Below are 16118 nucleotides of genomic sequence, written 5' to 3' on the forward strand. Positions count from 1 at the left end.
ATTCCAACGTTAGAGGGGCTGTAACCATCCTCCTGCAATTTATTCATTCATATCCCGCGTCCTGCTGGCCGCTGCCTGTGATTTAGGCGGTACCGCAGGGCTATTGCCGCAGATGTGCGAACATCAGCGGTGCGGACTTTTCATTCAATCTTATGTACACAAAACTTCCACACATGACATTGCTAAGATTATGCTGCTGTTGCCTGCTGCTGCTTGTTGCGTTGCCTGGCTTCAGCCAATCCGGGGAAGGAGCGGTGACCGGCATCGTGCGCGACTCCGCCACACGGGAGCCTATAATCGGCGTGAGCGTGTCCGTCAAGGGCACGTCGCGGGGCACCGTTACGGACGTGAACGGCCGGTACCGGTTGCAGGTGAGCGCCGCCACGGAAACGCTGGTGTTCAGAATGATCAACTATGCCTTGCAAGAAATTCCGGTAGGTAACCGCCGTGAGATCAACGTTGACCTTGCCGAAACTTCGTCACAACTTGGTGAAGTGCTGATTGTGGGGTATATGGAACAATCGACCCGCAAGAATACCGCTGCCATTGCCAAAATGGATGTGGCGGAGTTGAAGAACAACCCTAACCCGAATCCGGTACAGGCGATGCAGGGTAAAATTGCCGGCGTATCCATCCCGATCACGCAGGGGCAGCCCGGTATCGGGGCTACCAATATCCTTATTCGCGGCGGCACAAAACCCAACGTCTATGGGTCGGGTCTGGGAACAAATAATGGCGCGGCGGTAGGCGCAACCGGCAGTTCGCCGCTGGTGGTGGTCGATGGCGTGTTCCGCTCCCTTAACGATATCAATCCCGACGATATCGAATCGTTCCAGGTGATGAAGGACGCGGCATCCACGGCGATATACGGCGCGCGCGGCGCCAATGGCGTTATCGTCATCAAAACGAAGAAGGGAAAACTCAATGCACGCTCATCCGTGACGCTTTCCCACCGCAGCACCTGGGAAACCCAGGCCCGCGATTACAATTACCTTTCCGCGGAAGAATACCTCCGACTGGCGCGCATTACCGTCGCCAACACGTCGGACGCCATTCAAAAAGCGACGCTCCTCAACAATGGCGGCTTCTCGGCCGGAACACGGGTGTACACCCGCCCGGGGGATTACGGCAAGAATATTTACTACACCGCTTTGTACGATAATATCGTGCAGGTGGAAGGCCAGGCTTACGTTGATAACCTGCTGAACCGCGGCTGGCGCGTGATGGATGATCCCATCAATCCCGGCACCAAACTTTTATTCAAAGACAACAATTACCAGGACGAACTCTGGGAAACCGGTCTTTCCAACAACACAAACCTCACCCTCAATGGAGGCACGGAAAAGGCTGATTACAATTTCTCCATGGGATATACCGATCAGAAAGGCGTACTGGTGGGCACGCGTTACAAGCGCTACAGCGCGCTGGGTAACTTCGGCTACCAGGCGTCCGACAGGCTGCGGCTGGATTTCATGGTCAATTACCAGCACACAAAACCCAACTATGTGGACAACTACCAGAACGACCTGGTGCGCTCGATTCGTATCACGCCGCTCATCCGTACTTTCAAGGACGACGGGAATCCCATGCCGGGGGAGCTGTACACGGTCCGTAACCGCTTCCACATGCTGAAATACGACGATATACGCACTTCCACCGAGCGCCTCGTTTCGCGCGTGGCGGCGGACCTGACGATCGCAAAGGGATTGCATTGGAAACCGTCGATTTCCTACGTGATCGATGACTATAAAGAACTGATCATGCGGAAGGCTACGCCCCCGACGAAATTCAGCCTTCCACGCAGCGTTTCAAAGATGACTATACGAACAATGCGCGCCAGCTGATGCTCGACCAGGTGCTGCAGTTCGATACGGATTTCAATAAGGACCACCGTTTGACAGTGCTCGCTGGGATGAACTTTACCCGTCACACCAACCACTCGAAAGACATGGGTTCGCAACGCGCAACCAACGATTACATCTATACAATTGACGAAACACCCACTACAACCATAGACGGCCGGCTGGTGTCCAATGTAGGCGATTTTGCGACCAGGTTGGGCGAGACACGGTCTGCCAGTCTTTTCGGACAGTTTGCATACGACTACCAGGGTAAGTATATGTTTGGCGGCTCCTTACGGTACGATGGATTTTCCAATTTCGCGCCGGAGAGAAAGTATGCCTTGTTCCCATCGTTGTCTGCAGGCTGGAACATCGACCGCGAGAATTTCTGGGTGCGCAACCGCGCGGTAAGTTCCCTGAAGCTGCGTGCTTCATGGGGGGTAGCGGGGATGAATGATATTGGCATTACAGACACCTATGGGGAATACTCTGCAGTGGCATATGGAACGTATGCGGGCATCGTTCGCACCGGACTGGCGAATCCGCGCCTTACATGGGAATCGACCGTAACAACGGACATCGCGCTGGAAGTTGGTTTGTTGGATAACAGGATTAATGTGGCGGTGGATGTGTACGACAAGCTGACGAAAGACCGGCTGACCACCATGCCGCTTCCTTCAGAATCACCTTTTACGTCCATCATGACCAATAACGGCGCCCTGCGCAACAGGGGCATCGAAGTGGCGATCGGCGCCAATATCATCAAGCGCAATGCTTTCAACTGGCATACGAATTTCACGTTTGCATTCAACCGTACCACCATCACCGAATTACCCGGGAATGGCCGTGCGAGGAACCGCCAGGGTGGTGATTTGGTGTTCGACAAGGTTTCGGGCCAGATGGTGGAAGCCGGCGGGTTGGCGGAAGGGGAACGCCCTTTTGCCATCTATGCCTTCAATGTGCTGGGCGTTTTCGCGACCGACGAAGAAGCGGCAGCCTGGAATTCCCGCATCAAGGACAACCTGGCATCCACGGAAGGCCAGCGCGTAGGCAAACGTGGCGGCGATTTCATTTTTGAAGATGTGAACAACGACGGTGTGATCGACATGAAAGACCAGGTCTTTATGGGATACCGCAACCCTGACAAGATCGGCGGCATACAGAATACATTTACTTACAAGGGTTTTTCGCTCCGGGTGAACGCTGATTACGCGCTCGGGCATATCATCAGCAACGGCGCGCTCGCCCGCTCGATGGGGCAGGGGAGAGCATTCAATGAAGGCGCTCCTACGCAGGCGCTGGCGGATAATGTGTGGAAGAACCAGGGCGATGCCGGGAAAAAATATGCGCGCTTCTCATTTGCAGACTATGATTTCGGGCAGCGGCAATACCTGCGCAACGGCAGCCTGGGCAACAACAGCAGCTACAATTCCGATGTTTCGGTGATGTTCGAAAAAGGAGATTTCCTCGCGCTGCGGGAGATTACTTTGTCTTATGATTTTCCGTCGGCATGGGTGAAAAAAATCCGTTCGAACGGCGTGAACGTTTACGCCAGTGTGTACAATGTGGCTTACCTGACGGCTTACAAAGGGCTTAACCCTGAAATCTACAGCGGTTTCGATCCGGGCGGTTATCCCCGTCCACGCCAGTTTTCTGTCGGAGCCAATATGAGATTCTGATTTTTAAACGTATTAACAGTTGAGTTATGAAAAAATGGACGATACGCATATGGACCGTTTTCCTTGCCGCCGGCATCCTCACCGGATGTAAGGCTATCCTGGAAGTGGAGCCACAATCCAGCATCACGGACGAAGTGTTTTTCCGCAGCGAAGGTGATTTTGAACCCTATGTAGCAGGGATTTACACGGTGATCCGCAGTTTGGCCAACAACGTAACATACGGGACGGAGCGCGGTGAAGAACTGATTGCTGCCAATAATAACCGGTTTTCAGTGGCTTACATGCATACTTTGTCACCGGCTTCCGGAGCGTTGAACTATGCTGAATGGTACCGGGGCATCGGACATGTGAACCTGTTGCTGGAGAAGATCCAGCCGTTCCCTTTCGCTTCGAACCCCGATGTGAAGAAGCGCATCCAGGCGGAGGCTTTTGCCCAACGCGCGTGGTTTTTCTTCCACCTTACCCGTGTAATCGGCGATGCGCCGCTCATGTTGCAGGCAGTAGTGAATGACGATGTGCCCCTGTTGCCGCGGTCTTCCGCGGCGGACGTTATGACCCAGATCCTGGCGGATGCGGACATGGCGCTCGAACTGTACAAATCGATGTCGGCTTTCTCCAAAACTTCTTATCCTTCCAAATACCGCTTTTCGTATGGCTCGGTGCTGGCGCTGAAGGCAGACGCTTTGTTATGGAAAGCCAAAGTGCTGGGTGGCGGACAGCCAGAATTCCAGGAAGCGGTGGAAACAATCACGGAGATTGAAGCCACCGGCGTAAGGCTCAATGAAAACTTCAAGGACGTGGCAACGGTTCGCGCGACGAATAACCCTGAAGTGCTGATGGCTGCTTATTTCCAGCGCGACGAAACGCCCGGCGGCAACTACGCCAAGAACGCGCTGCCTTTCGAATCCATTCTCGGCAGTGCCATCAATCTGAACGAACTGCCTTGGGTGAAAAGCTCCGGCAACGGGCAAGGCGCTTACCAGATCAGTCCGCTGTCGCGGGCATTATTCACGAATTCCGCAGACAAGCGCATTCCCTATACCTGGGTGGTGGAAATGACGAATACGGGGCCCTCTTTCGCGTGGATCAATAAATATCCCGGCAACGTATATTTCGACGACCGCATTTCCGATAACGACGTGATCATTTACCGCCTCGCCGATATCCTGCTGCTGAAAGCCGAAGCCCACGCCGGCCTCAACCAGGGGAGCCTCGCCAAAGCCGCGCTCGACCAGGTGCGCCTGCGCGCCGGTACCGGCGAATACACGGGCGCGCTTGATAAATTATCGCTTGAAAGGGAAATCCTCAACGAGCGCGGGCGCGAGCTGTTCTTCGAGAACAAGCGCTGGTGGGACCTTGTGCGTTTCCACAAAGGCGGAACACTCGATATTTACCAGTACATCCCGAATCTTGCCGGCAAGACCACACCGCTTTTCTGGCCGCTCAACACCACCGTGCTGGCCAACAACCCGAAAATCGATCAAACGGAAGGATATAAATAAAAAGCATCAAGATGAAATTCATACATAAACTCCTGGCTTTATCCCTCATCACGCCACTGGCCTGGGCCTGCAACGACGATCCGGAAAAGATCTTCCCGAAAATCGAACCGCCGTCTTCCGTGCTGCCTTATGTTTTCCAGCAAGGAGCGGAAGGATACAGCTGTTTCCGCATCCCTGCCATCATCATGACAAAATCCGGCGACCTGCTGGCTTTCGCGGAAGGCCGCAAGAACGATTGCAGCGATGAGGGCGATATCGATCTCGTCATGAAAAGATCCCTCGATTCCGGCAAAACCTGGAGCAAACTGCAGGTCATCTGGAGCGACGCAGACAATACCTGCGGTAACCCGGCGCCCGTGGTGGACCAGCGCACCGGTACCATCCGCCTGCTCATGACCTGGAATTACGGGCACGACGATATCGGCATGATCAACGCCGGTACCAGCAAGGATACCCGCCGTGTATACCTCACTTCCTCCACCGACGAAGGCAAAACCTGGGACACGCCGAAGGAAATCACCAGCACGGTAAAAGCTCCCGGTTGGGGATGGTACGCCACCGGCCCCTGCCACGGAATCCAGATCACGAAAGGCGCTTTTAAAGACCGGATGGTCGTGCCGTGCGATTATATTGAAGTGGGCGCGGGGAGAAGAGGGAATTCCCATGTAATTTACTCCGACGACGCCGGCCTTACCTGGAAGCTGGGCGGAAAGGTGCCGCAACTCTCCGGGCTGAATCCAAACGAAAGCACGGTGGCGGAACTGGCGGATGGCAGGCTGATGCTGAACATGCGCGTAGGGGGCAACGATTACCAACGCCTCGCCAGCGTGAGCGCCGACGGGGGGATCACGTGGTCGGAAGCCTATGACGAAGCCACGCTGGTGGACCCCGTATGCCAGGGCTCCCTGTTGTCGGCCATGGTGAACGGCAGCCACCGGCTGTTTTTCTCCAATCCCGGCGCCACTACACGCACAAGCATGACCGTACGGATGAGCAGCAACGACGGCGGCGATTGGGATAAGAAGAACCTTGTTTTCGAAGGGCCGTCGGGCTACTCCGATTTGGTGCAGCTGTCCAACACCCACATCGGGCTGCTGTTCGAGGGCGGGCTTAGCCGTTACTTCAACGGTATCGCCTTCCGGCAGATTCCCATTGCGAACATTAAATAACTGAAACGGATATATGATCATGAACGGAAGAATGAAGATAGCGGCCGCCATCGCGGTGATGGCGGTACTCGGCCTCGGCGCCTGCCATTCCTCGCGCCCCGCGGCATCCGCGCCCGCAGAGGAAACGCACGTGGTCTTTGAACCGGGCGGGATGTATGCTTCCATGCGCATTCCCGCGCTGGTAGTCACCAGGCGGAACACGTTGCTCGCTTTCTGCGAAGCCCGCATCGGCAATGCCAGCGACTGGGCCGACATGCACCTGGCGCTGCGGCGCAGCACCGACGAAGGCCGCACCTGGAGCGATATCCATGTGCTCGACAGCTTCAAACAGGGACCTGTAGGCAATCCTGTACCCATCGTCGACGACAAAGGCACCGTGCACCTGCTGTACCAGAAAGATTACAAAGACGCATTTTATATTTCTTCGGAAGACGACGGCAAAACCTGGTCCCAACCACGCGACATCACTGCCGTGTACGACCGCTTCAAGCCCGAATACAACTGGAAAGTGCTGGCGCCCGGTCCGGGCCACGGCATCCAGCTAAAAAACGGACGGCTGCTTTCGGCCGTGTGGCTGGCGGATTCCCGCAAGCTCACCCCGCGGAGGAGCCACGCGCCTTCGTGCATGGCTACCATATACAGCGACGATTACGGGAAAACCTGGCAGCGCGGCGCGATTGTGGCCGACAGCTCCGCGGTCATCTCCAATCCGAACGAAAGCCAGCCGGTGCAACTGCCCGACGGAAAAGTACTGATGAGCATCCGTAATGTTTCAAAGGTAAAACGCCGCGCATTCAGCGTGAGCGCAGACGGAATCTCCAACTGGAGCACGCCCCGCTATGCGGAAGCGCTTTTCGATCCCACCTGCATGGCCTCCATCGCGGCGGTGAAATCCGCCGACGGCAAACCTGCTTTGGTGTTTGTGAATCCGGACAGCAGGAATATCGAAAAACATCCCCGGAAAAACCTCACCGCCAAAGCTTCTTTCGACAATGGCCAGACCTGGACGGTATCGAAAGTACTGAACCCCGGGGCATCCGGGTACAGCGACCTTGCGGCGGGCCCCGGCAACATCATTTACTGCCTTTACGAAACCAATACGAAGGACAATACTGGCTGGAATTACAGCCTCGTACTCAAAAAATTTTATACCAATTGGATAACCCGTTAAAACCGACACACCACACCATGAGAATTCAAGGATTGATCGCCGCCACATTCAGCTCTTTTCACGCAGACGGATCTCCCGACCTGACGCGCATCCCGTCGCTGGTAGACCAGCTGATCGCCGACGGCGTCAAGGGTGTATTCATCTGCGGCACCAATGGCGAAGGGCCTAACCTCACCATCGAAGAGCGGATGCAGATCGCGGAGGCGTATGTGAAAGCCGTTGATAAACGTTGCCTGGTGCTGGTGCATGTGGGCCACCCTGCTATCGCCGAGGCGCGCAAGCTCGCGGAACATGCGCAACGCATTGGTGCAGACGCCGTTTCCGCCGTGGCGGCGTTTTACTTCAAGCCGTCGTCGGCGCAAAACCTGACCGACTGCATGGCGCAGATCGCTTCCGCAGCGCCGGAGCTGCCTTTTTATTACTACCATATTCCCGCCATTACAGGCGTAGCCATGGATCTGCTGGAATTTCTCCAGCTGGCGGAAACAGCGATCCCCAACCTGGCGGGCATCAAATACACCGCGTCTACCCTGCACGAGTACCAGTCCTGCGTGCAATACGGCAACGGCAAATTCGATATCCTTTTCGGGTACGACGAGCTGCTGCTGCCCGCGCTGGCCGTGGGCGCAAAGGGCGCCATCGGCAGTACCTACACGTTTGCCGCTCCGTTATACCGCAAGGTGGTAGCGTGTTTCGAAGCGGGCGATATGCAGGCGGCGCAGCAATGGCAATACGAAGCGGTGCGGATGATCCGCTGCCTGGGACGGTATTCGCCGATCCCCACGCAGAAGGCTATCCTGAAAATACTGGGTACCGATCTCGGGCCGTGCCGGTTGCCGCTGGCGCAGCTGAGCCCGCAGCAGGCGGAAGATATCCGCCTTTATCTCGAAGAAATCCGGTTCGCGGAAACGCTGCATGCTGCAGGGGCTTCCCTGCAGGGGAGCGTCGCGTCCGGCCATCATTCCCCTCACAAAAGCTAACAAATGAAAAATTCCCGTTACCTGTTTTTTTACCTCGCGGCGCTGCTATTCGCCGCCTGTAAGAAAGACGACGCGCCGGCGAACGGCGTTATCCGTGAAGTGATCTTCGAATCCGACAAACAGGAGATCAGCGCGGGCGACAGCATCGTGTTCAAGGATTATTCCGATGGCTACGTTACGCACTGGAACTGGACGTTCGAAGGCGGCACGCCGGAAGCCTCCACACTGTCGGCCCCGAAAGTGATCTACGACGAGCCCGGCATTTACGAAGTAACGCTGGAAGTCAGGAATGCGGATATGGAGAAAGTGCTTACCAAAAAAGCGTATATCAAAGTGGATTACAACCGCGTGCGCGCCGATTTCACGTCGGCCGCGGCGGTGTATTTCCAGCAGGAAGACGTACCGTTCAGGGATACCAGCGCCGGCCGGCCGGAAACCTGGGCTTGGGAGTTTACACCCGTGCATGGCGGCGCCACGTTACGTTCCACAGTGCAACATCCCGTGATGCGGTTCTCCGACACCGGGTTTTACCGCGTCACGCTCAGGGCTTCCAACCCGCAGTTTGCCGACGAAGTGGTGAAGGAAAATTTCATCCGGATACTGGATCCTTCTTCCATCAGCGCCGATTTTACCAGTGATCAGCCCGCAACGTATGCGGGTGGGAAGATCCGGTTGAAAGATGCTTCGGTCGGGAAACCTTCGGCCTGGGAATGGAAAGTGGAAGGCGCGGAAACATTCACTTCCACCGAACAGGAGCCTGAATTCACGTTCACGCAGCCGGGCCGCTATAAAGTAACGTTGACCGTCCGGAATCCTTTCAATTCGAATACGAAAACCGCCGATAAATTCCTGCTGGTTGTTCCCGCGGATGATCTTTCCGCATTCGTTCCCTTCAACTATACGGCTGTCGACGCCGGTCCCAATGCCATCGCGACTTCCGCGGTAGGCGGCGGCGTAACCTTCGGGCAAAGCGACCGTTTGGGCAAACCGGGGCAGACGGCTACATTCAATGGCTCTTCCGGCATCCTGCTTGCCGATCATGCGGCGTTGAATTTCGGAACGGGAAATTACACGATTTCAGTTTGGGTGAAGACAACTTCCACGGCAAAGATGATGCTATGGCAGGAATCTGGCCGGAATGGCGCCAAAGACAACCAGACCTGGCTTCGCCTCAACGACAACGCCAACGACCGCCAGATGCGCTTCTGTCTCGAAGACGGCTCGGGTTCCACTATCATGAACCTCGGCGGAACGGGTAAAGTGAACGACAACGCATGGCATCACGTGGTAGCGGTGCGCGACGGGTTAACGACGCTTGTGTACATCGACGGCATCCGCGTAGGCATGACCACCGCACCGGCTTTGCGCAACGTGTCGAACGGCCAGGATTTCAAAATCGGTTTCCAGGAAGGGGCTGCGGCGAATTCCTCGTATTTTGCCGGTGAGATCGACGACGTGATCATTTACCGCAAAGCCCTCACGGAAGCGGAAGTGCAGGCGTTGCACCAACTGTAGCGTATGAAAAATTATTGTGTAATTATTTTGGTATTGATGTGTGGTATGACAACAAGTTGTTTACGTGATATGAGAACGGGAGTGGCGGCGTATCATTGGGATACGCTGCCGCCCATCCCTGACGAAACGGGGTTTGCGGGTTCATTTGCAGGCGTTTCGAATGGCGCGTTGCTGGTGGCGGGGGGAAGTAATTTTCCCGACGGCGGCACACCCTGGAACGGCGGTGTGAAAACCTGGTACGATAAAGTGTTTGTGCTGGAAAGCAAAAAAGGCGGCTGGAAGGAAGCAGGCAAGCTGCCGCGCCCCCTGGGCTACGGTGTTTCCGTAAGCACGGGCGAGGGGCTGCTTTGCATCGGCGGCAGCAACGCGGAGGCGCATTACGGGGATGTGTTCCTTTTAAAATGGAAAAACGGTGCGTTGGAAACGGTGCCTTTTCCGTCGTTGCCCATGCCGTTGGCCAATACCTGCGGCGCGATGGCGGGAGATAAAATATATGTGGCCGGGGGACTGCATGCGCCCGCCAGCAAAGATGCAGCCGGCGATTTTTATATGCTGGATCTTTCGGCAGACAGTCTCGCCTGGCAGCAACTTCCATCCTGGCCGGGTCCCGCGCGCATGCTGGGCGTGGCCGGCGCCTCCGGCACATCGTTCTTCCTTTTCAGCGGCGCGGCTTTCGAAAATGGCACCCGCGGATACCTCCGCGACGCCTACCGGTACGACCCCGCCAGCGGCTGGCACACTTGCGCCGCGATGCCCGCGCCCGTTGTAGCGGCGCCTACGCCCGCGGCAACGGATGCCAACGGGCTGCTCAGCATCTTCGGCGGCGATTCCGGCGCGGATGCCGCCGCAGCCGCTACTTTGCGCGAAAACCATCCCGGGTTCCCGGATACGATTTACACCTACGATCCGAAGCAGGACAGCTGGGCAATCAGCGGCCACATTCCCACGGAAAAACGGCCCGATGCCGCCGAAAACCCGAATGCGAGCCTCTGGGCGCCCGTGACCACGCCGCTTGCCAGGTGGAATGGGATGTACGTTTTACCCGGCGGCGAAGCACGCCCCGGCACCCGGACGCCCCGTGTGCGCACGGCGGAGTGATATTATTTGACTAGATTTAAACTTACCACGGAAGAAACGGAACGATGAAAAACGCAAGATATTACCCTTGGCTCGTGGTGGCGCTCCTTTGGCTGGTGGCGCTGCTCAACTATCTCGACCGGCAGATGCTGTCGACCATGCGGCGCGCCATCCAGGCCGATATCCACGAACTGGAAAGCGCCACGAATTTCGGCCGGCTCATGGCGGTGTTTTTGTGGATTTATGGCCTGATGTCGCCACTGTCGGGGCTTGCGGCCGACCGTTTCAACCGTAAATGGCTTATTACGGGCAGTTTGTTCGTATGGTCCGCCGTGACGTTGCTCATGGGCTACGCCGATGATTTCTGGCAGCTGTACACCCTGCGGGCCATCATGGGCGTGAGCGAAGCGCTTTACATCCCGGCGGCCTTATCGCTCATCGCGGATTACCATACCGGCTCCACGCGCTCCCTCGCCGTGGGGATTCATATGACCGGGCTTTACATGGGCCAGGCGCTGGGCGGCTTCGGCGCCACCATCGCCGCGGCGGCATCCTGGCAGGCAACTTTTCATTGGTTCGGGCTGGTGGGGATCGTGTATGCGGCGGTGTTGATGCTGCTGCTGCACGAAAAAAGGCCGGAATATCCGGCGGGACCTTTGCAGCAAACCCGGAAACCCCTGTCCGGAGGGCTCCGCGGATTGCTGAAGCTGCTGCCGTTCTGGGTGATTTTCCTCTATTTCTCCATCCCCAGCATCCCCGGCTGGGCTATCAAAAATTGGTTGCCCACCTTGTTCGCCGGCAGCCTCGATGTGCCGATGAGCGAAGCCGGTCCGCTGGCTACAATCACCATCGCCGCTTCGTCGCTCATCGGCGTGGTGTCGGGCGGCTTGCTGTCGGACAGATGGGTGCAGCACAACGTTCGAGGGCGGGTGTACACCAGCGCCATCGGTTTGTCGCTCACGATTCCGGCGTTGTTGTTCCTGGGGCTGGGGGGCTCGGTGGCTTTCCTGGTGGCGGCGGCGTTCTTCTTCGGCGCGGGATTCGGGATGTTCGACGCCAATAACATGCCCATTCTTTGCCAGTTCGTATCGCCGCGCAACAGGGCAACGGCTTACGGGATCATGAACATGGGCGGCGTGTTTTCCGGCGCGCTGATCACCGGCTGGCTGGGTAGATCCACCGACGCGGGGAACCTCGGGCGCGATTTCGCGCTGATGTCGGTTGTGATCCTGGCCGCGGTGGTAATGTTGCTGGTAATGCTCAAGCCCAAAGTGAAGGATTATCAGGATGAAAGCGCGGACGTCCGTTCTGTATAAAAATCCAGATTTCGTAACTTCAGGTGAATAAACCTTTAGCGTATGAAATCTTTGCTGCTGATTTTGGTTTTGTGTATTTCTGCAGGCGCATTCGCGCAGGACGTCCGGGTGACGCATGGCGTTCCGGCCGTTGTGGAGAAAAACTTCAAGAAGAAATTCCCCACCGCCAAGGAGGTAGATTGGGCGCGGAAGGGCGACAGGATGGAAGCGGATTTTGACGTGTCCCGCGTGGACCATAAAGCCCTTTACGATCAGAAAGGCAAACTCCTGGCCTGGAAGTGCGACGTCCGCACCGGGCAATTGCCTGCACCGGTGCTCAAAACCATCCGCTCCCAATACAAAGGCTATAAAGTCGACGACGCCGAAAAAGTTACCCGCGACAAAATGGAATTATACCAGGTGGAGCTCGACGGCAACCCGGATGTGAGCCTTGTGTTCGACAAAGACGGCAAGGTGGTGGAAGATGCCGATTGGTGGTAATACCGCTTTCCTGAGATAATTTTATATTTTAACGGGTATGAAACAACTGTTCTCCTGCTTTTTCCTGCTGCTCGGCCTGGCTGTATCCGCGCAGGACACCCTCAATTATCAACGAAAAAACAACCTGGCTTACCGCACCGGCGAGCAGGATGCTTACATGCGCGAGCGCTGCGTGCTGGATGTGTATTATCCCGTTCGCAAGGCGAAGCTGCCGGTGGTCGTGTGGTTTCATGGCGGCGGTATTACGGGCGGGGAGAAGTTTGTGCCGAAGGAATTAATGCACCAGGGAGTAGTGGTGATGGCGGTGAATTACCGGCTCAGCCCGAAAGTGAGCTGCCCGGCTTATATCGAAGATGCCGCTGCGGCGGTAGCCTGGGCGTTCCGCCATGCGGCTGAATTTGGCGGTGATACCGGGAAGATTTATGTGGCGGGGCATTCCGCCGGCGGTTACCTCACGGCTATGGTAGGGCTCGACAAGCAATGGCTGGCCCGTCACCAGATCGACGCGAACCGTATCGCTGCCTTATTCCCCTTCAGCTCCCAGGCGATCACGCATTTTACCATCCGTAACGAAAGAAAGATCCCCGAGATCCAGCCCATCATAGACGCGTTTGCGCCCTTGTATCACGTTCGCGCCGACGCACCGCCGTTGTTCCTCTATACCGGCGACCGCGAAAAGGAAATGATGGGCCGGTATGAGGAAAACGCTTACTGGGCGCGTATGATGCGGCTCGCCGGCCATAAACACACCCTTCTCTACGAATTCGACGGCTACGACCACGGCAACATGCCCGGACCGGCCTATCCACTAATGCTCCAGGAAATCAGGAAACGGAAGTAATCACTCCGTCCGCAGGCTTTTCACCGGGTTGGCGTTCGCCGCCCGGAAAGTTTGCACGAATATCAGCACCGCCGTAACCGCCGCCAGCGTGATAAACGCTGCGATGAACGGATAGGGTGTGATGTTGACGCGGTATACATAATCGTTCAGCCAGAAGTTCATGATGCAGTAAGCCGCGGGGATGGCCACGATCATGGCCACCACGATCACTTTCAAAAATTCCTTCACAAACAGGGTGATGATTCCGCCGACGGAAGCCCCCAGCACTTTGCGCACCCCGATCTCTTTTGTCCTTTTCTGGATACTGAAAGAAATGAGGCCCGTCACTCCGAGAAGCACAATCACCAATGCCAGTCCGGTAGCCGTGTATGCCGCATATTTCAGCCGGAGCTCCGTATTGTACATGCGTTCCAGCATTTCGTCGGTGAATTTGTATTCGAACGGCGTGCCGGGCATAAGTGTTTCCCACTTTCCGCGGATAGCCTGCATTTGCTCACCGATTCCTGCTCCGGGAGCGAGTTTTAGCGACATGTACCGGTAAATGTTAGTGGCGGAAGGATGTATGAACACGATCGGTTGCACCGCCTGCTGCATCGTGGAGAAGTGAAAATCTTTCACGACCCCGGCTACCGTTAATGTTGCGCTGAAACCCGCCACGCGGATCTGTTGCCCAATGGCTGCCGTCGCATTTTCCCATCCGAAGCGGCGTGATAAGGTTTCGTTGATCACAATGGCGCCGACGGGCGTTTGGTGCCCGGGCTCGTTGAAGAACCTGCCCGCCGCCATCTGCATGCCGTAAGTCTGGCCGTAATATTCATCGGCGTAAAGCTGGTACGTTGTGATGGCGTTGGCGGAATCCCTGCCGTTGCCGAACACATTGATGCTGCCGCCGTTGTTGCCGTCCGGAATTTCGAAAGATAGCGACGCGGATTGCACCTGCGGCAATTGCGACAGTTGGCCGCGGATGTTTTGCATCCGCTGGTAACCTTCAGGCGTCCAGTCGCGGGGGAGCGGAATGGAAACGAGCCGGGATTTTTCGTAGCCCAGCTGGTTACTGAAAAAGAGCTGTACCTGCCGGGTGATGATCAACGCGGCCACCAGCACCACCGCCGCCGTGAGATATTGAAATCCGACGAGCGATTTGCGCAGGCCGGTTTTTTCGTGGGATGATTTTAGCTTGCCTTTCAGCGAATCCGTTACCCGCATCGACGACAGCACGAAAGCCGGGTATAACCCTGCCGCAAGCCCCGTCAGCAGCACGAGCGCGAAAGGGAATGCGATGAAATAGGCAGGGAAATCCGCCAGTCCAGGCAATTCCTTTCCCAGCAGCTGTCCGCATGGCCCTTTCACGGCGAAATACAAGCCGATCCCTACTGTCGCGGCCAGCATCACCAGCATGCCCGATTCCAGCAGGAACTGCCAGATCAGCTGCTTCCTGCGCCCGCCCAGCGCTTTGCGCACCCCGATTTCCTTCATTCGGGACGAGGCCCTGCTCACCGAAAGGTTCACAAAATTGACGATCGCCATCAGCAGGATAAACAACGCAATGCCGGATAGCGTATACAGCATTCGCTTTACCAGGCCGTTGCCGCTGTTGAGGTAGAATTCCTGCAACGGCACGGCCACGACGTTTACCTGCGCCGCCGTTTCCGCCCCGGTATGCCGCCGCACCAGCGATGCAATAGGCTTTTCCAGGTCGGTGGCGGTTACGCCATCGCGGAGCTCCACCATATTTACAATGAAGGGATTGTTCCAGGTATTCATCTCACGGCCGAAGAAGGGAAGGGCTGCGGCGGAGAGGAAAATACCACTTTCGTTCCGGGCATCCAGGCTGTTTACGCTGTTTTTCGCCGGTTCTTCGATCACCGCGCCTATCGTGAACAACTGGCGTTTGCCGGCGAAGTTGGAGATGTCGAGCGTTCTTCCCGCCACATCTTTTTCCCCGAAAAACTTCTCCGCTATCGTGGCCGTGATCACTACCGACGCCGCATTGTCCAGCGCATGCGCGGCATCGCCCGACAACACTTCGAACCCATACATTTTCAGCAGGGTGCTATCACCCACCTGCATGCCTTCGCGGAAAGCTTTGCCGTCCACATTCACCTGGCCGGTAATACCGTCCCACCGGTAATATTGCTCCACCAGCGTGGGGTATTCCTCTTTCAGCGCCACGGCGAGGTTGCCGAAAGTGGCCAGTTCGAAGCCCATGTTGGGATCTTTCCACTTGCTGAGCAGGATATGCTGGCGGGAAGCATTCTTCAACCCACGGTTCACCTGCAGCTCGCTCCAGACGTACGCCAGCACAAGCATGGCGAACGCAATGCCGGTAGCCAGCCCGGTGATGTTCAGGATGGAATGGAAGCGGTGCTTCAGCAGGCTTCTTTTCGCCGTTTTGATGTAGTTGGTGAGCATGGTGACAAGTTGCGCCAGTGGTGGCGGCAAGCGGCATGCCAGGAGCGCCGGTTCAGCAGGGGCGCACCTTCCGGGGAAGCGGCCCGGCCTGAAATGTCCGGAATCGGACAGGCGCCGTGCAGGTGCGGACACGCC

Annotated in this window: 12 protein-coding genes; 11 read left to right on the forward strand and 1 reads right to left on the reverse strand. The window is 56.6% G+C overall.

The features are described from left to right. The first annotated feature begins 173 nt into the window (after positions 1-173). The 11 genes from WJU16_RS23090 (at position 174) to WJU16_RS23140 (ending at position 13571) form a co-directional block, all read left to right on the forward strand. Positions 174-1844 (forward strand): carboxypeptidase-like regulatory domain-containing protein, encoded by a 1671-nt coding sequence (locus WJU16_RS23090; protein ID WP_341835717.1) that lies wholly within the window; start codon positions 174-176, stop codon positions 1842-1844. Further along, on the forward strand, positions 1844-3520 hold the full coding sequence (locus WJU16_RS23095; protein ID WP_341835718.1) for a hypothetical protein: 1677 nt from the start codon (positions 1844-1846) through the stop codon (positions 3518-3520). The genes WJU16_RS23090 and WJU16_RS23095 overlap by 1 nt, the downstream gene beginning before the upstream one ends. A gap of 26 nt (positions 3521-3546) precedes the next feature. Beyond that, the gene (locus tag WJU16_RS23100; RefSeq protein ID WP_341835719.1) at positions 3547-5022 is read left to right on the forward strand and encodes a RagB/SusD family nutrient uptake outer membrane protein; all 1476 of its coding nucleotides are present in this window, start codon (positions 3547-3549) and stop codon (positions 5020-5022) included. 11 nt (positions 5023-5033) lie between these two features. Next, complete coding sequence (locus tag WJU16_RS23105; protein ID WP_341835720.1) at positions 5034-6191, forward strand: sialidase family protein; 1158 nt, start codon at positions 5034-5036, stop codon at positions 6189-6191. Between the two features lie 19 nt (positions 6192-6210). Then, a complete protein-coding gene (locus tag WJU16_RS23110) occupies positions 6211-7362 on the forward strand; it encodes a sialidase family protein (protein WP_341835721.1) in 1152 nt (383 codons plus the stop codon). Between the two features lie 17 nt (positions 7363-7379). After that, positions 7380-8342: a dihydrodipicolinate synthase family protein gene (locus WJU16_RS23115; protein ID WP_341835722.1), complete on the forward strand. Its 963-nt coding sequence runs from the start codon at positions 7380-7382 to the stop codon at positions 8340-8342. Positions 8343-8345: 3 nt separating this feature from the next. After that, complete coding sequence (locus tag WJU16_RS23120) at positions 8346-9857, forward strand: LamG-like jellyroll fold domain-containing protein (RefSeq protein WP_341835723.1); 1512 nt, start codon at positions 8346-8348, stop codon at positions 9855-9857. Positions 9858-9926: 69 nt separating this feature from the next. Further along, complete coding sequence (locus WJU16_RS23125) at positions 9927-10955, forward strand: kelch repeat-containing protein (protein WP_341835724.1); 1029 nt, start codon at positions 9927-9929, stop codon at positions 10953-10955. Between the two features lie 44 nt (positions 10956-10999). Then, a complete protein-coding gene (locus WJU16_RS23130; RefSeq protein WP_341835725.1) occupies positions 11000-12250 on the forward strand; it encodes an MFS transporter in 1251 nt (416 codons plus the stop codon). A gap of 42 nt (positions 12251-12292) precedes the next feature. Beyond that, a complete protein-coding gene (locus WJU16_RS23135) occupies positions 12293-12730 on the forward strand; it encodes a PepSY-like domain-containing protein (RefSeq protein ID WP_341835726.1) in 438 nt (145 codons plus the stop codon). A gap of 37 nt (positions 12731-12767) precedes the next feature. Beyond that, positions 12768-13571, forward strand: coding sequence for an alpha/beta hydrolase (locus tag WJU16_RS23140; protein ID WP_341835727.1), 804 nt, complete (start codon positions 12768-12770; stop codon positions 13569-13571). Here the strand turns inward: WJU16_RS23140 and WJU16_RS23145 are convergent, their stop codons facing one another. Continuing rightward, positions 13572-16115 carry an ABC transporter permease gene (locus tag WJU16_RS23145; RefSeq protein WP_341835728.1) on the reverse strand — a complete coding sequence of 848 codons (2544 nt, stop codon included), beginning with the start codon at positions 16113-16115 and terminating at the stop codon, positions 13572-13574. Positions 16116-16118: the final 3 nt, after the last annotated feature.

Origin of the sequence: Chitinophaga pollutisoli (genome assembly GCF_038396755.1) — a bacterium.
GTDB classification, from domain to species: domain Bacteria; phylum Bacteroidota; class Bacteroidia; order Chitinophagales; family Chitinophagaceae; genus Chitinophaga; species Chitinophaga pollutisoli.

Excerpts from the sequence above, each read along its gene's own strand:
- WJU16_RS23090 (WP_341835717.1), top strand. The coding sequence starts at position 174 with ATGACATTGCTAAGATTATGCTGCTGTTGCCTGCTGCTGCTTGTTGCG.
- WJU16_RS23095 (WP_341835718.1), top strand. The coding sequence starts at position 1,844 with ATGCTCGACCAGGTGCTGCAGTTCGATACGGATTTCAATAAGGACCAC.
- WJU16_RS23100 (WP_341835719.1), top strand. The coding sequence starts at position 3,547 with ATGAAAAAATGGACGATACGCATATGGACCGTTTTCCTTGCCGCCGGC.
- WJU16_RS23105 (WP_341835720.1), top strand. The coding sequence starts at position 5,034 with ATGAAATTCATACATAAACTCCTGGCTTTATCCCTCATCACGCCACTG.
- WJU16_RS23110 (WP_341835721.1), top strand. The coding sequence starts at position 6,211 with ATGAACGGAAGAATGAAGATAGCGGCCGCCATCGCGGTGATGGCGGTA.
- WJU16_RS23115 (WP_341835722.1), top strand. The coding sequence starts at position 7,380 with ATGAGAATTCAAGGATTGATCGCCGCCACATTCAGCTCTTTTCACGCA.
- WJU16_RS23120 (WP_341835723.1), top strand. The coding sequence starts at position 8,346 with ATGAAAAATTCCCGTTACCTGTTTTTTTACCTCGCGGCGCTGCTATTC.
- WJU16_RS23125 (WP_341835724.1), top strand. The coding sequence starts at position 9,927 with ATGAGAACGGGAGTGGCGGCGTATCATTGGGATACGCTGCCGCCCATC.
- WJU16_RS23130 (WP_341835725.1), top strand. The coding sequence starts at position 11,000 with ATGAAAAACGCAAGATATTACCCTTGGCTCGTGGTGGCGCTCCTTTGG.
- WJU16_RS23135 (WP_341835726.1), top strand. The coding sequence starts at position 12,293 with ATGAAATCTTTGCTGCTGATTTTGGTTTTGTGTATTTCTGCAGGCGCA.
- WJU16_RS23140 (WP_341835727.1), top strand. The coding sequence starts at position 12,768 with ATGAAACAACTGTTCTCCTGCTTTTTCCTGCTGCTCGGCCTGGCTGTA.